Raw genomic sequence first — 22235 nt, 5'->3', positions numbered from 1 at the left:
AAATAAGAGTATAACGTTAATGAAATTTAAAATCAACATAGCATTTGGATTATTGATATTAGCATTTTTATCATGCAATCAAAAAAAATCGGAATTATATGTTTCGGTTAATGGTGATGATACTGCTGTTGGCACAAAGGAACAACCAATACGGACCATCGAAAGGGCAAAGGATATGGCATCATCCCTAAAGGGAAAAGTAGATATTGTTCTTCAGGATGGTACTCATTATCTATCCAAACCTTTGATTTTTGAAGCCAATGATTCTGGAACGGAAAAATATCCCGTAACCTATAGAGCTGCAAATGATGGTAAGGCGATTATTAGTGGTGGAAGCCTTCTTGAACTGCAATGGGAACCCTTTAGAGATGGAATTTATAAAGCTTCGGTTTCTGCCGATATAAAAGAGATTGATCAATTGTATGTAAATGGTATCAATCAAAGAATGGCAAGATTTCCTAATGCAATAGAAGGTAAAAATGTATTCGATACTTGGGATTTACATCATACAAAAAAACCTGACCCTGAAAATGATCCACTTGAAACCGAACGTATTGCCTCATGGAGCGACCCTACGGGAGCATATTTACATGCCATGCATGCCGCCCTTTGGGGTGATATGCACTGGTTGGTTAAAGGAAGAAAAGATGATGGTTCTCTTGATTTGGAAGGAGGGTGGCAAAACAACAGGCCTTCACCCATGCACCCCAGGTATCGAATTGTTGAAAATGTTTTTGAAGAACTTGATGCTCCCCATGAGTGGTATTTCAATAAAGAAGAAAGAACACTTTATTATTATCCGGAAGTCGATATTGACCTTCAAAATTCTAAAATAGAAGTAGTTCGTTTAAAGAACCTGGTTGAATTTAGGGGAACAAAAGAAAATCCGGTCAGGTTTATCAATTTTGAAGGACTTGTTTTTAGGCACGCGGCAAGAAGTTTTATGGAAAATAAAGAACAATTGCTTAGAAGCGATTGGACAACATATAGAGGCGGCGCTGTAAAATACAATGGAGCAGAAGATTGCATGATTCTGGATTGTGAATTTGATCAATTGGGCGGTAACAGTATTTTTGTAAATAATTATAACCGCAGGCTTACTTTTAAAAGTTGTTACATCCATCATTCTGGGGCAAGTGGTATTGCCTTTGTGGGCGATCCAGCCATGGTGCGGAGTCCATTATTCAGATATGGCCCACAAGATTATGAGAGCATGGATAGAACTCCCGGTCCAAAAGGAGATAATTATCCAGAAGATTGTAGCGTAATAGATTGTCTAATTACCATGACCGGGCGTTTTGAAAAACAAACTTCTCCCGTGCAAATATCCATGTCTTCACGAATTACGGTTAATCATTGTTCTATTTATGATGTTCCACGGGCAGGAATCAATATTAGCGAAGGCACATTCGGAGGCCACATCATAGAGTATTGCGATGTGTTCAATACTGTGTTGGAGACCGGAGACCATGGAAGCTTTAATTCATGGGGAAGAGATCGTTTTTGGACCCCGGACATTGTGGAAACGGCTGCCCAAGTATCAAAAGATTCAACCTTGCCTTTTCTTGATATTCTTGAACCCAACATTATTCGCAATAGTCGATGGCGCTGCGATCATGGGTGGGATATTGATTTGGATGATGGGTCATCACACTATCGAATTTATAACAACTTACTCCTAAATAGAGGTTTGAAAATGCGCGAAGGTTATGACAGAATCGCCTATAACAATATCATTATTAACAATAGTTTACACCCTCATGTTTGGTATCCGAAAAGTGGGGATGTTTTTAAAAACAATATTGTTTCCGCAGCATACAAACCAGCCATTATGAACAGGGGCATTGTAGAAAATGGAAAGTGGGGAAAACAAATAGATTCCAATTTATTTATTACGAATGAAGCGGATAAAACTAAGTTTTTACAAAACCAAACAGATGTAAACTCAATAGTGGGTAACCCTATGTTTTATGATGGGAAAAATGGCGATTTTAGGGTAAAAGAACAATCACCAGCATTAAAAATGGGTTTCAAAAATTTTCCAATGGATGAATTTGGGGTGATATCGGAAAAGTTAAGAAAAATAGCAAAACAACCAAAGATTCCTGAGGTAATGGCAATGGACTTAAACCAGGAAAATGAGGTTTTTGAATTGTATATGTGCAAGGTTAAGAATGTGAAAACGATGGAAGAACGTTCCGCAGCAGGTTTGTCAGCTACGCAAGGAGTTATGTTTATCAGTATTCCAGGCTATTCCAATCCAGGAAGATCAGGTTTTAAGACTGGGGATGTCATCGTATCATATGGTGATATTTTGATTAGGGATTTTAAACATTTGCAAACTATCATTAAAGAAAATCAAGCAGCAAAGGAATTGACTTTTGGTGTAATGCAAAATCAGGAAAAAGTTCTCATCAAACTTGAACTATAACATTTATAATGATACATCCAATTCAATTTTCCAATCTAAAAAGTTTGTGTTCAAATTAATTGAAATGATGATAGCAGGTGGTAATTTAAGGTTGGTTCGAAATTTTTTTGGTTCCCCCTTTTTGATTTGTATGATTTTATGTTTTATACAAATGGCTTGTTCAACACATAAGCAGACAGCCAATAAATCAAATTCAGCATACTGGCCCCAATCTTCTGGCCCCAATGCAAGCTGGGCTGTTGAAACGGATAAGGAGATTCCAAATGATTTCAGTGTGCGAACCGGAGCTAACATACTTTGGACGATGGATCTTCCGGAAGTTGGCCAAGGAGGTATCACGGTTTGGAAGGATAAGATTTTCTTAACGGTAATGAAACCACTTTACAAAGTTCTTGAAAAACAAGATTTAAAGACCAATACTGTCCTTGCTTTATGTATCGATGCCAAAGAGCGAAAAATTCTCTGGCAGAAAGAATTGGTTGGAGCAACTGAAAGTCCATATTTCTATGGATTTAGTGATTCCACAAGCCCTTCTCCGGTTACAGATGGTACGTATGTTTGGTTTTTTAATGCCAGTGGAAAGATTGTCTGTTTTGATATGGATGGAAAACAAATTTGGGAACGAAGCTGGATACCCATTGATCAATTGGATGATGTACATTACCCTTTCAACAAACAATTTGAACCTATTCTTCATGGCGATTTGTTGATCAATATGGAAACCTATTGGAAAAAAGATGGGGTACGGGAATATGGTTGGAACTACCTCTATGGATTGAACAAAAGAACAGGTGAGGAAGTGTGGATTTCAGAAGGAAGCCTTACTCACTATTGTACCCCTACCTTCAACACAACTGAAAGTGGAGTGTCTGCGATGCTAATTGGAAGAGGCGCCCATCACAAGGTGCCAGAATCTCCAAAGGGTTATTCATTGATCGATTTAAATACGGGGAAGTCGCTTTGGAATTATGAAACTGATGAGGGTATGGCAATGTATAACGCTATTTGGACTCCGGAATATGCGCTTTGGTTTACAGAAAGAGAAAACAATGTGCACAAGGTGGACGCGAAAACAGGAAAACTGATTGAAAAAATATCCCTGAGTGAAAATATAAGTATACGAACATATGATGCCATCAATCAAAAGTATCAGCTAAAAGAGAATTTTAGTTTTCAAGATCCCTTCTTTGTTTTCCCGGCTTGGTACACCAACATCATAGTCAATGATAAATGCTATTTCATGTGTTTTAAGAAAAGTGACAAGTACAGGTTGAAAAACGTAAAACCAGAATACTCATTTGGTCGGATCGATCTAAAAACTAAAAAGGTTGAATATCTTGAGGTACCCGTGCAATACGAATTGGTTGATGGGGAAAAGCACTATTTATGGAATGTTGATATAAGAACGGAAACAAGGAATGTACGGGAGCTGGATGTTGCCTTTGACAAACGTTCACAAAGAGATGGTTGGGTCTGGAATTTCAATCCCAACCCAATACTTGTCAATGAAAAGTTGTTTTTTACGACCATGTCGGGATTGGTGTATTGTATTGATACCTCAAGGGAGAAATTTGATGGCGAGTCCTTGTTGAGCATCAGTGACCTTGGGCCAAAAGGAAAAACATGGACCTTGAACACGCCTTCATTTTCAGAAGGAAAAATGTATCATAGAACTAGCAAAAGTTTAATTTGTATCGGTAAAAACTAGAAGAGATAGTATGAAGAATGTATTTAGGGATTATTTGGTTGTAAAATATTACAAGTCTACTGGGGCGCAAATTTTTAGCGCAGTGTTTTTATGGATATTTATGCTCTCTTTTAGCATTCATGGTCAAGATGTACCGGTTGTTGAGGATTTTATTCCTGATCAGGAATTTATATACAAAACAATTGATAGTGTTGATTTGAAACTATATGTTTTCAACCCTGATGGCCATAAATCAGATAATCAAGCACCTGTAATTGTTTTCTTTTTTGGTGGAGGATGGGCTGGAGGTACACCAAAACAGTTTTACCAGCAGTCGGCCTATTTAGCTGAAAAGGGAATGGTAGCTATATCTGCGGATTATAGGGTAAGAAGTCGTAACAAAACAACTCCATTTGAATCGGTGAAAGATGCCAAGTCTGCGGTTCGCTGGATTCGAAAGCACGCTAAGGAGCTGGGCATTGATTCCAATAAAATAGTGGCCTCTGGCGGATCAGCTGGTGGACATATTGCCGCTTGCACGGGAATCATTCAGGGAAATGAGGAAAAAGGTGAAGATCTTTCCATTAGTTCTTTGCCCAATGCAATGATACTTTTTAACCCAGTTCTGGATACAACAGTAAAGCGGTTTGCGGAAAGGGTAGGGGAATCCCGAAAGACTGAAATATCTCCGGTTCATCATGTTAGGAGCGGTTTGGTTCCAAGTATTGTTTTTCATGGCACGGCAGATACAACGGTACCCTTTGAAAATGCCCAACGTTTTACAAGTTTGATGAAGAAAGCAGGAAATGATTGTACTCTGGAGGCCTATGAAGGAAAAGGTCACGGTTTTTTTAACGGGAATTTTTTCAGACCAAAATCAACGGACATCATGCCATATAAAGATACCATGAAAAAAAGTTGGACTTTCTTGATTCAAAGGAAATTTCTATAGCGAAAGTAATTGATGAATCATCTAAAGGGATTACATATAAGAAGATTGAAAAAAGAGTGCCTCATCATTGTTTTTTTAATGATTGCGAGTCTATCTACAAATTGACAGGAGTTGAGGTTTTCAGAAGTTCCCGATAATCATGATCCTACTAATAGATTCTATCTTAAAGCATATTAACAGATTAGTAAAACATCAAAAAAAATAAAAAATGAGATTAATGATACAATTGAACCAACATAAAAAATGGTATATGGTCTTTATCATTTTAAGTTGTGTTTTATTGACCGGTTGTAACTCTCAATCGCAAATTTCTGCAAAGCCCAACATCATTATTATTTATACAGATGATCAGGGGTACGGAGATGTCAGTGCATTGAATCCTGAAGCCAAGTTCCGAACACCCTATATGGATAAACTGGTAAATGAGGGTTTAGCTTTTACAGATGGGCATAGCAGTGATGCTGTATGTACACCTTCCAGATATTCTTTGCTTACCGGACGGTACAGTTGGAGAACCTCCTTGAAAAAAGGAGTACTTGGTGCAGATGGCCCTTGTCTAATTGAGAAAGGTAGAACAACGATAGCTTCTTTACTACAAAAAAATGGATACAACACAGCCATGGTTGGAAAATGGCATCTACAAATGGAATTTGAAGGAAGCAAAGGAAAAGATAGGGATTGGTCCAAACCTTTCAAGGAAGGCCCAATAGATCACGGATTTGACTATTTCTTCGGTATTCCCGCTTCCATGAATTACGGGGTTCTTACCTATTTGGAAAATGACAGGGTATTAGACCCCCCGATTCTTTGGACGAAGAAGAAGAAAGTGACAGATCCCCGTTCTTTTAGGGACAATGCAAACCCCAATGATTATAGAATGACACCGCCTTATAAAGATGAGCGAGGGGAAGGCGGAGGATGGGTAGAGGCCGCACCATCATTTAATGATGAACTAGTACTGGAAACTTTTGCCTCAAAAGCAGTTGACTATATCAATAAAGTCTCTAAAGATGAAAAACCATTTTTTCTCTACTTACCATTAACCAGTCCTCATTTACCGCACTGCACACATCCTGATTTTAAAGGAAGAAGTGAATGTGGCAATTACGGAGATTTTATGGAAGAAACTGATTATAGGGTGGGACAAATTTTGGATGCTTTAAAAGCTAATGGTATAGATGATAATACTCTTGTTATTTTCTCATCAGATAATGGTGCTGAGACAAATTATATTTATCAAAAAGAGACTTATGGACATTATAGCAGTTTACATTTTAAAGGAGGAAAAAGGGACATTTACGAAGGTGGCCATCGGGTACCCTTCTTGATGAAGTGGCCTGATAGGATCAAAGCAGGAAGCAAGATTGATATCCCAGTCTGTCAGTCAGACTACTTAGCTACAATTGCGGACATAGTTGGAGCCAAGTTGCCAGATCGAGCCGGTGAAGACAGTTATAGCCTTTTACCGGCTATACTAGGTAAAAAATACAATGATTCATTGCGAGGACCGGTTATTCACCACTCCGCATCAGGCAATTTTGCAATTCGCGATGGCAAATGGAAACTCAATATGTTTAGAGGCTCAGGGGGGTCACTCAAGCCCACGTTTATTGAGCCAGCCACAGGCGAACCTCAATTTGAACTTTATAATTTAGAAGATGATTCAGGGGAAACCACAAACCTATATTTTGAGCATCCAGAAGTTGTAAAAAGATTAAAGCAAAAAATTTCTGAAATTATAGAAAATGGAAGATCTACCCCAGGTAAGCCACAAGACTATGTTAGGGATAATTGGAATCAGGTTGATTGGATGTCAAAATAGCAAATAGATGGAAATACGATATAAAATAAATAGGAAAATGCTCCATATGGGAACGAAGGGATTATATCTTAAACTTAGTTTTTTAGCACTGTTCATATTTAGCGTATCAGCAATTAATTCTCAGGATTTAAAACCAGCCAACTTATTCTGTGACCATATGGTATTACAAAGGGAAAGTTTGGTGCCCGTTTGGGGAAAAGCATCACCAAAAGAGGTTGTCACTGTAACTTTTGCAGGACAGGTAAAATCAACCAAAGCAGATAAGTATGGAAATTGGATGATTAAACTAGATGCTATGGAAGCATCTAAGACAGGTAACGACATGACTATCTCAGGAAAAAAAGAGGTCGTTATTTCAGATGTAGTGGTAGGTGAGGTATGGATATGTTCTGGGCAATCAAACATGCAGTTTAGCGTAGATAGGGTTCCAGAAGCAAAGGGGTTAATACCATTTGCTGAAAACATTAGAAGCTTTGAAGTGGAAAGAACGGTTTCACTCCAAGAAAAAGAGGATGTATCGGGTAAATGGAGCACTGATTATCCCAATAGCGCCGTTGCTTTTTCATTTGCTTATTTTCTGGAGGATATTTCTAATGTGCCTGTTGGGATTATCCTTTCCGCTTGGGGTAGTTCATCGATAGAGGCATGGATTCCGAAGGATATGACGCAGGAATTACCTCATTTCAAAACAATAATGCAAGAGTTTGACTATGATGTGGATACGAAAAGTCGAATCACTGAAATATTGAACAAACCAAATGGGTGGTCACGGCAAGATGATATTTTTTTACGAAGGCAACCTAACATTTTATATAATGCTATGATGAAGCCACTGGCGCCCTATGCATCTAGAGGTCTTGTTTGGTATCAAGGAGAACGAAACACACGTTACCTTTCCGGTATGCCTAACGTTACAAAAGATAATTGGTTTCATCGGGTAGCTGGAATGAAAGAATACGGGAAAATACTTAACAAATGGATTCTTCGCTATCGTAAAGAGTGGCAAAATGAGGACATGAACTTTATGATTGTAATGCTTCCCGGGTATGGTGAGGGAACTGTCGACAACCCTAAAATAGATCCAGAAAGTCCAACGGCCCAGTCTTGGGCCTGGATGCGTGAATCTCAATTAAAGGTATTGGATTTACCCAATACAGCTGTTGCTAACACCATAGATTTAGGAGATATAAAAAATATTCACCCAACAGACAAGTTGCCCATTGGCCAGCGACTGGCATTGCTCGCTGGAAAGAAAATACTAAGGAATGATATTGTGGTCACGGGACCTATAATGAAAGGAGTTGACATTGAAGGAAATAGTATAGTTGTTCATTATGAAAATGCTAACGGATTGAAAACTACAAATGGCAATGCACCTTCTGGATTTTGGTTATCAGATGAATCAGGAGAATGGAAAGCTGCAAAAGCTGAAATTAAAGGAGAAACTGTAGTATTAAAATCACCAGAGGTAAGCAATCCAAAATATGTACGCTATGCTTTTTCAGGAAAACCTAAAGTCAATCTAGTAAACAGTATGGAATTACCGGCATATCCATTTAGAACTGACCAATTTTAAAAAACTAAGCTTATTACAAATGAAAGTACAAGGAAAAATATATAATACAATTTTACGTAAACGAATCAAAATGAGATTATTCACGCTAGTGATGGTCCTTTTCACCATTGGTTGTAAAACTTCCAGTCCGGAACCACCAAAAAAACCCAATATCATATTCATTTTAGCAGATGACTTAGGGTATGGAGATATTTCAAGCTATAATGAAAACTCAAAAATCCAAACATCCAATATTGATCAACTAGCAGCAGAGGGCGTTATTTTTACTGATGCCCACACAAGCAGTGCGGTATGTACCCCAACGCGATATGGTATTTTGACCGGACGTTACAATTGGCGTTCCACGTTGAAAAAACACGTTTTAAACGGATACAGCAAAGCTTTGATAGATCAAGACAGAAAAACCATAGCCGGTTTCCTAAAAGATAATGGGTATAAAACAGCGGGAATTGGTAAATGGCATTTAGGCTGGGATTGGGCTAACGTAGATGCTGGCAATGATTCAATAGACTACGCACAAAAAGTTAAGAATAGTCCCGTAACACGTGGTTTTGATTATTTCTATGGTTTTAATGGCTCATTGGATATGGCACCTTATGTATGGATAGAAAATGAACAACCTACAATGGTTCCCACAAAAGAGACCGTAAATACGGGGAAACAAGTATGGTGGAGAAAAGGCCCAACTTCAGATGATTTTGTCCATGAACAGGTATTGCCCCATATAACTGAAAAAACGGTTCAATTTATCAATGAGAATGCCAATAAAGAGGAGCCATTCTTTGTATACATGCCTTTACCAGCTCCCCATACCCCTATCTTGCCCACAGAAGAGTTTCTTGGAAAAAGTGGATTGGACAATATTTATGGAGATTTTGTGCTAATGGTCGATTCAGTTGTTGGTGAAGTGATGAAAGCACTGGACCAGCAGGGTATTGCCGAAAATACCATTTTGGTTTTTACAAGCGATAATGGGTGTTCCAATCAGGCGGATTTTGACCAGCTTGCTACAAAAGGACATGACCCAAGTTATGTATTTCGTGGACATAAGGCAGACATCTTTGAGGGAGGTCACCGGGTACCCTATGTGGTTCGTTGGCCAGCCAAAGTGAAACCTGGAAAGTCAGATCAGCTGGTTTGTACTACCGATCTTTTTGCCACCGCTGCTGATGTTTTGGATGTAACCGTTAAAGACAATTTTGCTGAGGATAGCTACAGTTTTTTATCTGCATTGGGAGTTGAATCGACCTTGCCAAAAAGGGAAAGTATCGTTCACCACTCCATTAATGGTTCATTTGCCTATAGAAAAGGGGAGTACAAAGCCATTTTTTGTCCAGGTTCTGGAGGATGGAGTTTTCCACGACCTAATGATGAAGCTATTAAGGATTTACCTCCCTTCCAATTGTATGATTTAAGTAAAGATATTGGAGAGGAAAACAATCTACAGGCTGAGAAACCTGAAATACTTGAACAATACCGAGACGAACTTGCTAAAATTGTGTCTGATGGTAGAAGTACGGAAGGAGCGCTCCAACGGAATGATGGTTCAGAGGTTTGGCCACAGTTAAGTTGGATGACAAGCAAGCAAAAAGAGTAATACTAGTATTTATAAAATTTAACCAGTTTTTAATATGAAAAAAAGCATTCTTTATTTTTTAGGTTTTGTAACACTTTTTTTGTCGTCATGCGCTGAAAAAAAAGTGAAGGAAGAGAAAAAGAAATCCAGACCCAATATAATAGTTGTCATTACAGATGACCAAGGGTACGGAGATTTGGGTCATACGGGCAACCAGATTATCAAAACACCCGCAATAGATAAATTTTCCACAGAGAGTGTCAATCTAACTAATTATCATGTGGGAACTACCTGTGCTCCAACCAGAGCCGGTTTGTTAACAGGAAGAAATTGTAATAGAAACGGAGTGTGGCATACCATAATGGGGGCTTCTATGCTGAATGGTGAAGAAACAACAATTGCAGATGTATTACAGCAAAAAGGTTATAAAACAGGAATGTTTGGAAAGTGGCATTTAGGAGATAACAGTCCGTTTAGACCCCATGAAAGAGGTTTTGATGAAACCTTTTATCATGGTGGTGGTGGTGTGGGCCAAACCCCGGATTATTGGAACAATGATTATTTTGATGACACCTATTTTAGAAATGGAACTCCAGAAAAGAAAGAAGGGTATTGCACAGATGTATGGTTTGATGCAGCGTTGGATTTTATAGATGATAAAAAGGACGAATCTTTCTTCTGCTATCTAAGTTTGAATGCTCCCCATGGACCGTACAACCTACCCAAAGAATATTACGATATATATAAGGATGAAACTCAAATTGATGAAACCCAAAAGCGTTTCTATGGGATGATCACTAATATAGACGACAATTTTTCAAGGTTGTTGAAGAAATTGGAGATTTTGGGCATAGCTGATAATACAATCGTGGTTTTTACTACTGACAATGGAACCGCAAGAGGTTACAGAGTAGATGACAAAACCAATCAAGTGTATGGTTACAATGCCGGTATGCGTGGGAAAAAAGGAAGTGAGTATGATGGCGGACACAGAGTGCCCTTTATTGTCAGATGGCCAGATGGTGGGTTAACTGGAGGTAAAAGCTTAGATCGTTTGGTTGCCCATGTTGATGTATTGCCAACATTCACAACATTGATAGGAGAGGATTTTAATTCTACCAAAACGTTGGATGGCACCGATGTTAGTGATTATCTTTTAGGAAAAGGTGAAGCTCCAAAGCGGTATTTGGTAACGGATACCCAGCGCGTTCCTTGGCCGGTCAAAGGAAAGAACAGTTGCGTAATGGACGACAATTGGAGACTAATTAAAGGGTCTGAATTATATAATATAGCTGAAGATCCAGGACAAAAGAATGATATAGCAGAAGCGTATCCGGACAAAGTCGCTGAGATGAATGCGTTTTATGAAAATTGGTGGGAAGATGTAATCAAGGAAACCAAGTTTTCTGTAATAAATTTAGGCACAAGAAAAACAGACGTACTTACATGCCATGATGCTCGTACCATAGATTTTTATCCACCTTGGAACCAACAGATGATACGCAACGGTAAGCCTATGGAACCCGCTCCGTTTACCGTCAATTTTGTGGAATCAGGAACCTATAGATTTCATTTAAGAAGATGGCCGTCAGAAAGTGGTTTGGCATTGGGTGCGGAACTAAATGATGGAGTCCCAGAGACACTTTATACGGCTCCAATTGCGGACGGAAATCCTATGAAATTTAAAAAGGCATATTTAAAGATTGCAGATAAAAATATGGATGTAAGTGTTGATAATAATGCCACGGCCGCAGTACTGGAAATGGAAGTGCCACAGGGGGAAACGGAACTTTTGGCTTATTTTGATATGGAAGATGGAACACCTTGTAATGCATTTTACATCGATGTGGAAAAGTTAGATTAGAAAGGGACTATAACATCAAATCAAGGTTAATAATCAATCACCAATAATAGTTATTCCCAAAAAACAAAGAAATATGAATAGATTACTAAAATTAGCGTTTTTAATTGTACTGATTCCGCTACTTTTTATCCAATGCAAAACAGAGGAAAAAAAGGCAGAGGAAAAAAAGCGTCCAAACTTTTTATTTGTGTTGGTTGATGATCAATCTCCATTTGATTTGCAAACCTATGACCCACAATCAATTTTAGAGACACCAAATATTAGCAATCTAGCCAATGAGGGGGTAGTTTTTGAAAACGCCTATCACATGGGTTCTTGGTCTGGTGCAGTATGTACTCCATCAAGGCATATGATTATGAGTGGGCGTACCTTATGGCATTTGCCAAATCACGGAAAACAATTTAAAAACCCGAATGCTCCTGATAGTTTGGAGTTGCAGACCATGGGAGCTGTATTTAACCGGGCTGGATATAAAACCATGAGAACCTGTAAAAAAGGAAACTCGTATCCAGCTGCCAATGAACAGTTCACCGAAGTGCACGATGCAACTAAACGTGGGGGCACAGAGGAGACCGGAAGTGCGTGGCACGGCAAGCAAGTTTTGGAATACCTGAATAAGCGTGAAACTGCCCAAGAGGCGGACCCTTTTTTAATTTATTTTGGGTTTTCCCATCCTCATGATACACGCGATGGAACACCAGAACTTCTTGCAAAATATGGAGCGGTAAATCATAAAGATACACTTAACGTTCCCCCAGCTAATGAGAATCAACCTCAATTACAAGACAACTATTTAACAGCGCATCCTTTTTTTCACGGGCATCCGGAACTTAGGGATGAGGAACGCGTAAGCGGTGTTTGGAAAAATAGGGATGAACAGACCGTTAGGAATGAACTTGGTCGGGAATATGCCTGCTCCGAGAACATTGATATTCAGTTGGGGAAAGTACTTAAAAAGCTTGAGGATATGGGTGAATTGGACAATACCTATATTATCTACACCTCAGACCATGGAATGTCAATAGGTAGACATGGACTAATGGGGAAACAAAACCTTTATGAGCACACATGGCGTGTACCCTTTATAATAAAGGGCCCTGGAATAGAAGGAGGAAAGCGCGTAAAAGGAAACTCATATTTGTTGGATGTACTACCTACTTTTTGTGATTTGGCGGGAATTAAAACCCCAGAAACTGTTGAGGGGATTAGTTTAAAACCGGTAATAAATGGCGAGAAAGAGGTAGTTCGGGATGTTATGTACGGAGTATATTCCGGAGGCACAAAACCAGGTATGCGAAGTGTTAGAAAGGGAGATTGGAAACTCATAAAATATGATACCATGGATGGAGAAGTACGGGAAACCCAACTTTTCAATTTGAAAGAAAATCCAAACGAATACCTTCCTGAACATGGAAAAACAGGAGAAATGGAAACTGATTTGGCTGAAAACCCAAAGTACACAGATAAATTAGCCGAAATGGAAGCACTTCTTCTGGAACAGATGAAAGAGCATGATGATCCATACCGGCTTTGGAATCAAGGAGAATGATAGATTAATCTTGCAGCCTTTTCTAAAGGTAGAATCAATAGCAAATCAAATGAGATGAAAATTCAAAAAAACAAGCAACAATTTCGTTTAACCTTTTCCATTTCATTTGGGCTGCTATTGGTAATCCTTGCCAGTGCATTTTCAGAAATCAAGCCAACAAATAGCGGTTCAAGGGTAAACAGCCCAAAGATTGGAACGCAAGATTTGGATAGCGATTTTGTTTCAATTTTTGATGGCAAGACTTTGGATGGGTGGAAAGTCTATGGAAGTCCAGACGATGTTGCTAAAAACTATTGGAAAGTGGAAAACGGCACCATAACCTGCAATACTATTGGAGATAGAGATCATGCAGCCGTATGGTTATTTTATGAAGAAGAACTGTCCGATTTTGAGTTGAAAATAAAGTTTCAAGCGTACAGGGATAGTCCTGGGAATAGTGGTATACAGGTGCGTAGCAGGTTTTACGACGGAGGGGATATCGATGGTCCCCAATTTGATATTCATCCTCCCGGTCCGTTTAGAACAGGACTGCTTTATGATGAATCTGATGGTTACAACAGATGGATATATCCCAGTATGCCTAGCCCAGCCCTTAAGCCTGAAGAAGCAGACAATAATGCTCCATTTTATTATTCAGATGACACTCCATCATGGAACCAACTTCACATTATCTGTAAAGGAACGTATATAAAATCTATACTTAATGGGGTTGTTGTAACTGATTTTGATGGAGAGGGCATATTGAATGATCAGATACATAAAGAGCAAAATGTGGGTATGCATGGAAAGATAGCACTTCAGGTTCATGGTAAAAATGAACTACTAATTAGATTTAAGGATATTCAATTAAAAAAAATAAATGAAAAATCTACAAAAGGATAGTGTAATTTTTGGAGTACTATTTCTAATAGTGTTGTGTTTAAATGCCCAAAATCGTTTCTACGATTATCGTGACCGTAGTCCAGAGAATAAAATACATATACTTTATACAGCCGGTGGTAACTGGCACGATCATTTAGGGGTTGCCGCCGTACTTCGAAGATTTTTGGAAGTACGTCATGAATATTATGTTACGTATACTGAAGACTATGATGTTTTTACGAGACCATTGGACCAATATGATGTAATAATAATGAATGGAATGCCCAAAAGTATGACCTCTGAACAGCTTTCAGGCTTTCTAAATGCTGTAAAGGAAGGAAGGCCTGTCTTGGGCTTGCATTCAGCTACCGCAGCTTTAAGTAAAGATACCATACAGCGAAATGAATATAGCAAAGTATTGGGAGCAGTATTCAACGGACATCCGCCTATCCATAGATTTCCTGTAGAGATCAAGGAGCCTAACCACCCTATCACAAAAAATATAGGGCCATTTGAGATTTATGACGAGATGTACTTTTTTAAACAGCAGCAAGAGGGATCAACCTTGCTTATAGAGGCCGAACATGAAGGAAAGAGAACTGCTGTAGCTTGGGTTAGAAGGCATGGAAAGGGAAAGGTTTTTTATACCTCACTTGGACATGGCGTGGGAGCGGCAACGAATCGCTACTTTCAGCAATTGGTGCTAAACGCATTGGAATGGTTAGTGGATAAAACTCCGAAATGAGATGAAACAATATGCTGAAGTTTGGCTTAAATAAACCGTTTGTAAGAATTTTAGCTTAAAGCCATGTGTTTTGACTTAGAGTTCAGACACAAACCAATGCTTTTTATACATTTGTTAAATTACGTACCCAGGTATTTTAATTCCAATTTATGAAACTTCATTTACTCGATAGATCAAGCATAGTAGATAGATCACTTACGGTTTCACATAACCTTTATCAGAATTTTTTAAGGATATGGCATTTTCATGTTGAATTTGAACTTGTTGTAATAATTCAAAGTTCGGGGATGCGTTTTGTAGGGGACAATATTGAGAAATTTGATGTTGGCGATATTGTTTTGATCGGGAAAAATGTTCCCCATATGTGGTTGAATGATGACAAGTATTTTGAGAAGGATTCTTCACTTGAAGCTGAAGCAATTTCCGTTCACTTTAAAAAAGATTTTTTGGGACCTGATTTTTTGAACGTCCCCGAAATGCAACCTATCGCAAACCTTTTGCACAGAGCGGAACAAGGGGTCAAATTTTTAAATGCAGATGAAAATGTAATAAACGAGTTGAAGATTTTGGTTAATCTTGATCCAATGGCCCAGATAATCAAAATAATTGAAATTCTCAGCCTTCTATCCAAACATAAGGAATACCAGCTCCTTTCCAGTAGTGGCTTTTTAAATTCATTCCATAAGACGGAAAATAGGAGGTTGGACAAAATCTATGAGTACGTTTTTGAAAATTTCAATAGCCCAATTGGATCAGGGGATGTTGCAAAAATTGTGGGAATGAATAAATCTGCATTTAGTAGATTTTTTAAAAAGACCCATAGAAAACCATTTACAAAATATCTCAATGAAATTAGAATCGGGTACGCTTGTAAATTGTTATTGGAAAATAATGAAAGTATCACTTCCATTGCATTCTTATCGGGGTTTAATAACATTTCAAATTTCAATAGACAATTCAAAATGATTAAGGGAAAGTCCCCTTCTTCATATTTTAATTACCACAAAAGTTAAGATTCACTGTTTGTTTTTTTAAGCAAAAAAAGTATCAAAAATGGTATCCTTTTAGGTAGTTTGTAAGCGATAGGAGGGTTAGTTTTGTTTAGTTTAAAATTTAACCAAATGGCAGACTCATTGACGATTACAGAGGTTATTGTAAAGGACATTCGATTCCCAACCAGTAAATCTCTTGATGGCTCGGATGCTATGAATCCAGATCCAGACTATTCAGCAGCATATGTTATCTTAAAAACTGATCATCCTGAAAACATTGAAGGACACGGACTCACTTTTACCATAGGTAGAGGCAATGAATTATGTGTTCAAGCTATAAAATCACTTTCATATTTAGTAAAAGGTAAATCATTGGACAGTTTCACCTCCAATATGGGTGAATTTTGGAAGATGATAACCGGAGATAGTCAATTGCGTTGGCTTGGCCCGGAAAAAGGCGTAATCCATTTAGCCACGGGAGCTGTGGTAAACGCGGTTTGGGACTTGTATGCAAAAATAGAAGGAAAACCACTTTGGAAGCTTTTGGCGGACATGTCTCCAGAAGAATTGGTTTCCTGTATTGACTTCACATACATTACTGACGCCATTACCCCTTCGGAAGCATTACAAATGCTAAAAAACAACGAAGATTCCAAGCAAAAGCGTATTGATAGTTTGTTGGCCAATGGATATCCGGCGTATACTACATCGGCTGGTTGGTTGGGCTATTCAGATGATAAAATGAGACGTCTTTGTCGGGAGGCAAAAGAACAGGGTTTCAAGCATATGAAAATTAAGGTTGGTTCAGATTTGGATGATGATATGCGAAGAGCTGCAATCATTCGAGAAGAGATTGGAGATGATTTAAAATTAATGATGGATGCCAATCAAAAATGGGATGTGGACGAAGCCATTACCAATATGGAATCATTGAAGGTATTTAACCCATGGTGGATTGAAGAACCTACAAGTCCAGATGATATTTTGGGTCATGCTAAAATTGCAAAAGCTGTAAAACCAATAGAAGTAGCTACCGGGGAACATTGTCAAAACCGTGTGATTTTTAAACAATTAATGCAAGCAGGTGCTTTAGGTATTTGTCAGATTGATAGTTGCAGGGTAGGAGGGGTAAACGAAATATTGGCCATTTTGTTGATGGCCGCTAAATTTAAAATACCAGTTTGCCCACATGCAGGAGGTGTTGGACTCTGTGAATATGTGCAACATTTGTCCATGATAGACTATATTGCAATAAGCGGTTCTCAAGAAGATAGGATTATAGAATATGTGGATCATTTACACGAGCATTTTTATGATCCGGTTGTCATTAAAAATGGGGCTTATATGCCACCGAAACTTCCCGGGTATAGTATAACTATGAAAGAAGACTCTTTGAAAACGTATATTTTTCCCAATGGAGAATATTGGAAAAATGAGAAAATAGACAAAACTAGCTTATATGAAGTTTAGCCTAAAAGGAAAAAATGTTTTGATTACTGGAGGTGGAAGTGGTATTGGTAGGGCCATTTCCAAAACCTTTGCCAGTCAAGGTGCTTTTGTACATATTCTAGAATTGAATTTAGAAAACGCAAAAGAAACCGTTGATGAGATTCTCAGTGAGGGAGGAGAGGCTCAAGCCTATGAGTGCAATGTTGCCAAACAGCAAGATGTTGTGTCGGCAGTAAAACCTATTCTAGAAACAAAAGGAGTGGATATTCTGGTGAATAACGCTGGAATTGCGCATATAGGAAATATAGAAAACACTTCAGAATCGGATTTGGACAAGGTCTATGATGTCAATATCAAAGGAGTATACAATTGTATATATGCAGTAATCGACCACATGAAAAAAAATGGAGGTATTATTTTGAATATGGCTTCCATTGCATCTTCAGTGGGCATTTCAGATAGATTTGCCTATTCCATGAGCAAAGGGGCTGTTCTTACTATGACTTATTCCGTTGCCAAGGATTATTTGGAATATGGAATTCGTTGCAATAGCATTTCTCCAGCTCGAATACATACTCCCTTTGTTGATGGATTTATCAAAAAAAACTATCCAGGAAACGAAGAGGAAATGTTTGAAAAACTATCCAAAACCCAACCAATTGGGCGAATGGGAACTCCGGAGGAGGTAGGAAATCTAGCCCTCTATCTATGCTCGGATGAGGCCTCTTTTATTACAGGAACAGATTTTCCAATTGATGGAGGATTTATAAAATTGAATGGTTAATAGAAATAAATAGAATATGAAATTAATCCGATTTGGAAACGCGGGAAAAGAAAAACCAGGAATTGAGTTAAACAATGGGGAACGATTAGATGTTTCGGGTTTTGGGGAAGATTTTGACGAATCTTTTTTTGGGTCCAATGGTATAGATAGACTTGAATCATGGATAGAAGTCCAAACCGAAGAATTACCTAATGTAGATTTGGAAACCAGACTTGGCCCTCCAATTAAAAGACCCTCGAAAATAGTTTGCGTTGGTCTTAATTATGCAAAACATGCTGAGGAAAGCGGAATGGAGCTTCCCAAAGAACCTGTGTTGTTCTTCAAGGCTACATCAGCCATTGTAGGTCCAAATGATGATGTTGTAATCCCAAAAGGAAGTAAAAAGACGGATTGGGAAGTTGAATTGGGAGTGGTCATCGGACAAAAAGCAAGCTATGTAGAAGAAGTAGATGCAATGAACCATGTTGCAGGGTACGTTTTACATAATGATTATAGTGAACGGGAATTCCAACTTGAAAAAGAAGGTCAATGGGTAAAAGGCAAAAGTTGTGACACATTTGCCCCGATTGGACCTTACGTTGTAAGTAGGGATGAAATAGCGGATCCGCATGATTTGGACCTTTGGTTAACGCTCAATGGAGAAACGATGCAACATAGCAACACCTCAGATTTGGTTTTTAATATCCCCCAACTTGTAAGCTATATTAGTCAATATATGACCTTGTTGCCAGGAGATATTATTTCAACAGGAACACCTTTTGGTGTGGGACTAGGATTTGATCCTCCTAAATACCTAAAGGCAGGTGATGTGGTTGAGTTGGGTATAAAAGGTTTGGGTACTTCAAAACAGCTTGCCAAGGCATATAAGTAATGAAAATAGATAGTCATCAACATTTTTGGAAATATGATCCTATTAGAGATAGTTGGATTGATGACTCTATGGAAACTATTCGTAGGGATTTTTTCCCTGATGACTTGGAAGATTTACTGGAACAAAATGGAATTGATGGCTGTGTAGCAGTACAGGCTGACCAATCTGAAAAGGAAACTGAATTTTTATTGCACTTGGCCAACGAAAACAACTTTATAAAAGGTGTTGTTGGTTGGGTGGATTTGTGTGCTTCCAATGTTTCGGAACGGTTGGGGCATTTTTCAAAAAACCCATATTTTAAGGGAGTTAGACATATTCTTCAAGCTGAGAATAACGATTTTATGTTACAAAAGTCGTTTCAGCATGGAATTGAGCAATTGAAACAGTTTGATCTATCTTATGATATTTTGGTATTTCCAAATCAATTGAAGAATAGTATAGCATTGGTAGAACGTTTTCCAGAACAACGCTTTGTGTTGGACCATTTGGGGAAGCCCAATATTAAAGATGGAGAAATGGACAATTGGAGAGCTGATATTGAAGCACTCGCCAAACATCCAAATGTATATTGCAAATTATCGGGAATGGTGACTGAAGCAGATTGGAATAACTGGAAACCACATGATATTTATCCATATATTGAAAAAATAATAAATGCGTTTGGTACAGATCGTATCATGTATGGTTCGGACTGGCCTGTATGTTTATTGGCAGGTAAGTACGATGAGGTATTTGGAATTGTAAAAGAATACATTAGGCAATTGACCAAAGATGAGCAAAATAACATATTAGGAGGTGCAGCAGCCAGCTTTTATAAACTATCGGCATAAATTAATAAGATTCATAGTAAATGAAGTATAATCTAAAACCAATTGCACTACTTTTTTTGATGATATCCCTCTCCTTTTCATGCAAAGAGCAGAAGAAGGAGAACACAGACCAAATGGCATCCGAGGAAATTGCAAAAGTTGATTATCTAAAGGAATCAGATAAGGATTTTGATGCTCGGATGAAGTGGTGGAGAGATGCTAAGTTTGGCATGTTTATTCATTGGGGTGTATATTCCGTTCCTGCAGGAATATATAATGGCGAAGAAGTAAAAGGTATTGGCGAATGGATTATGGAAAAAGGGAAAATACCTGTAGAAGAATATGAAAAATTTGCCAAAAAATTCAACCCGGTAGATTTTGATGCCAGAGAATGGGCAAAGATTATGAAGCAGGCTGGTATGAAATATGTGATAATTACTTCAAAGCACCATGATGGTTTTGCCCTTTGGGATTCAAAATATTCAGAGTATGATATGGTGGATTATACACCCTTCAAAAGGGATATTTTAAAAGAGCTTTCTGCTGCTTGTAAAGAAGAAGGTATTAGTTTTGGGATGTACCATTCCATAATGGACTGGCACCATCCACAGGCACAAGGAAAAAAATATCCAAAATATAACAGTTTGGATAGTACGCTTATAAACCCAGAGTTTCCAGAATACGTGGAGCATTATATGAAACCACAACTCAAAGAACTTATTGAAAACTATGACCCAGAAGTTCTATGGTTTGATGGAGAATGGATTCCTGCCTATACACATGAAATGGGGCTTGACCTTTACCAATACCTTAGAGAACTCAAACCTAGCTTGATTATTAATAATCGAGTGGACAAAGGAAGACAGGGGTACCAAGGAATGAATAGTGATGATAAATATATTGGCGATTTTGGAACACCTGAACAAGAAATTTTAGCAGGAACAGCAGATGTTGACTGGGAGTCCTGTATGACGATGAACGATACTTGGGGATTTAAAACCAATGATCATAATTGGAAGGATGCTGAGGTCTTGATTTTCAATTTGGTGGATGTTGCTGCAAAAGGTGGAAACTATTTACTCAATGTAGGACCAACAGCTGAAGGTATTATTCCAGTACCAAGTGTTGAAAGGTTACAAAAAATGGGAGATTGGTTGAAAATAAATGGAGAGGCCATTTATGAAACCGAAAAGCTTGATAGAAACTACAAAGAAGGTGAAAACTTTCGCTACATTAAGAAAAAAGAAGAAAGCATCTATTATGTTGCTTCTTTTGATAACACTGCAGAAAATATTAAGCTCAATTACGTAAAACCAGCTAAAGATTCCGAAATTATGCTCTTGGGCTACAACAAACCCATAGCATATACTTTTTCAGATATAGATGGATTGTCCATAGAGTTGCCTAAAGAAGCAAAAATTAACTTGGCAGAATCAAGTGCATGGGTATTTAAAATAATAGGTGAAGAAAGGATTATAGAATAGAATGGATTTAGAATTAAAAGATAAAGTTATAATTGTAACCGGAGGTTCCTCTGGAATTGGTAAAGGGATATGTTTAGCTTTAGCTCAGGAAGGAGCCATACTATTCATTCTTGGCAGAAATAAAGAAAATTTAATTGCAACAGTTTCCCAAATTGAAAATGATGGTGGCCAGGCTAGTTATTTCATTGCTGAGCTTACGGATCCTGAGCAGTGTAAAAATGCAGTGAATACTGCAATAAATACATATAAGCGAATAGATGGATTAGTCAACAATGCTGGAATTAATGACTCCGTGGGTCTAGAAAATGGAAATCATGCTGATTTTGTAAGATCCTTGCATCGTAATCTTACCCACTATTACCTTATGGCGCAAAATGCGTTACCAGAATTAAAGAAAAGCAAGGGAGCTATTGTGAACATTGGTTCCAAAACCTCATTCACGGGCCAAGGAGGAACATCAGGTTATGCTGCGGCCAATGGAGGCCGAAACGCACTGACCCGGGAATGGGCTGTGGAATTGCTTCCGTATTCAATTCGGGTAAATGCTCTTATTGTAGCGGAGTGTTATACGCCATTGTATGAAAAATGGATAAAAACATTTGAAAACCCAGAAGAGAAACTAAGCGAAATTACCGATAAGATTCCTTTGGAGAACAGAATGACCACGACCACAGAAATTGCAGATATGGTATCATTCCTGCTTTCAAAAAAATCGAGTCATACAACCGGACAATTGATATTTGTTGATGGTGGGTATACCCACTTGGACAGATCTTTATAAAT

17 protein-coding genes are annotated in these 22235 nt (G+C 38.2%); all 17 read left to right on the top strand.

What is annotated here, in order from left to right; all coding sequences use genetic code 11:
• The first annotated feature begins 19 nt into the window (after nt 1-19).
• The 17 genes from AAY42_RS06500 to AAY42_RS06420 all read left to right on the top strand — a co-directional run bounded on the left by AAY42_RS06500 (nt 20) and on the right by AAY42_RS06420 (nt 22233).
• Nucleotides 20-2431, top strand: a complete 2412-nt coding sequence (locus AAY42_RS06500; protein ID WP_139063670.1) for a peptide-binding protein — start codon at nt 20-22, stop codon at nt 2429-2431.
• Nucleotides 2432-2582: 151 nt separating this feature from the next.
• The gene (locus AAY42_RS06495; protein ID WP_222836834.1) at nt 2583-4139 is read left to right on the top strand and encodes an outer membrane protein assembly factor BamB family protein; all 1557 of its coding nucleotides are present in this window, start codon (nt 2583-2585) and stop codon (nt 4137-4139) included.
• A gap of 10 nt (nt 4140-4149) precedes the next feature.
• Complete coding sequence (locus AAY42_RS06490; protein ID WP_175288736.1) at nt 4150-5070, top strand: alpha/beta hydrolase; 921 nt, start codon at nt 4150-4152, stop codon at nt 5068-5070.
• A 208-nt stretch (nt 5071-5278) separates the two neighbouring features.
• On the top strand, nt 5279-6892 hold the full coding sequence (locus AAY42_RS06485) for a sulfatase family protein (RefSeq protein ID WP_101956439.1): 1614 nt from the start codon (nt 5279-5281) through the stop codon (nt 6890-6892).
• Nucleotides 6893-6899: 7 nt separating this feature from the next.
• Nucleotides 6900-8468: a sialate O-acetylesterase family protein gene (locus AAY42_RS06480; protein ID WP_222836833.1), complete on the top strand. Its 1569-nt coding sequence runs from the start codon at nt 6900-6902 to the stop codon at nt 8466-8468.
• 70 nt (nt 8469-8538) lie between these two features.
• Nucleotides 8539-10065 (top strand): sulfatase family protein, encoded by a 1527-nt coding sequence (locus AAY42_RS06475; protein ID WP_082433560.1) that lies wholly within the window; start codon nt 8539-8541, stop codon nt 10063-10065.
• A gap of 34 nt (nt 10066-10099) precedes the next feature.
• On the top strand, nt 10100-11908 hold the full coding sequence (locus AAY42_RS06470; RefSeq protein ID WP_055393473.1) for an arylsulfatase: 1809 nt from the start codon (nt 10100-10102) through the stop codon (nt 11906-11908).
• Between the two features lie 73 nt (nt 11909-11981).
• A complete protein-coding gene (locus AAY42_RS06465; RefSeq protein WP_055393471.1) occupies nt 11982-13457 on the top strand; it encodes a sulfatase family protein in 1476 nt (491 codons plus the stop codon).
• 54 nt (nt 13458-13511) lie between these two features.
• Entirely contained in the window at nt 13512-14339 is an 828-nt protein-coding gene (locus tag AAY42_RS06460; protein ID WP_055393470.1) for a 3-keto-disaccharide hydrolase, read from the top strand.
• Nucleotides 14317-15063 (top strand): ThuA domain-containing protein, encoded by a 747-nt coding sequence (locus tag AAY42_RS06455; protein WP_055393468.1) that lies wholly within the window; start codon nt 14317-14319, stop codon nt 15061-15063. Before AAY42_RS06460 ends, AAY42_RS06455 begins: the two co-directional genes overlap by 23 nt.
• A 149-nt stretch (nt 15064-15212) precedes the next feature.
• Nucleotides 15213-16076, top strand: coding sequence for an AraC family transcriptional regulator (locus tag AAY42_RS06450; RefSeq protein ID WP_055393467.1), 864 nt, complete (start codon nt 15213-15215; stop codon nt 16074-16076).
• Between the two features lie 108 nt (nt 16077-16184).
• Nucleotides 16185-17525, top strand: a complete 1341-nt coding sequence (locus tag AAY42_RS06445; protein WP_055393465.1) for an L-fuconate dehydratase — start codon at nt 16185-16187, stop codon at nt 17523-17525.
• Entirely contained in the window at nt 17515-18288 is a 774-nt protein-coding gene (locus AAY42_RS06440) for an SDR family NAD(P)-dependent oxidoreductase (protein WP_055393464.1), read from the top strand. Before AAY42_RS06445 ends, AAY42_RS06440 begins: the two co-directional genes overlap by 11 nt.
• A 16-nt stretch (nt 18289-18304) precedes the next feature.
• Entirely contained in the window at nt 18305-19159 is an 855-nt protein-coding gene (locus AAY42_RS06435) for a fumarylacetoacetate hydrolase family protein (protein WP_055393462.1), read from the top strand.
• Complete coding sequence (locus AAY42_RS06430) at nt 19159-19989, top strand: amidohydrolase family protein (protein WP_055393460.1); 831 nt, start codon at nt 19159-19161, stop codon at nt 19987-19989. Before AAY42_RS06435 ends, AAY42_RS06430 begins: the two co-directional genes overlap by 1 nt.
• Nucleotides 19990-20009: 20 nt before the next feature.
• A complete protein-coding gene (locus AAY42_RS06425; protein ID WP_082433345.1) occupies nt 20010-21452 on the top strand; it encodes an alpha-L-fucosidase in 1443 nt (480 codons plus the stop codon).
• A 1-nt stretch (nt 21453) separates the two neighbouring features.
• Nucleotides 21454-22233: an L-fucose dehydrogenase gene (locus AAY42_RS06420; protein ID WP_055393459.1), complete on the top strand. Its 780-nt coding sequence runs from the start codon at nt 21454-21456 to the stop codon at nt 22231-22233.
• Nucleotides 22234-22235: the final 2 nt, after the last annotated feature.

The sequence above is a fragment of the Flagellimonas eckloniae genome (assembly GCF_001413955.1).
GTDB classification, from domain to species: Bacteria; Bacteroidota; Bacteroidia; order Flavobacteriales; family Flavobacteriaceae; genus Flagellimonas; species Flagellimonas eckloniae.
This window is presented reverse-complemented; position numbering and strand designations above follow the sequence as displayed.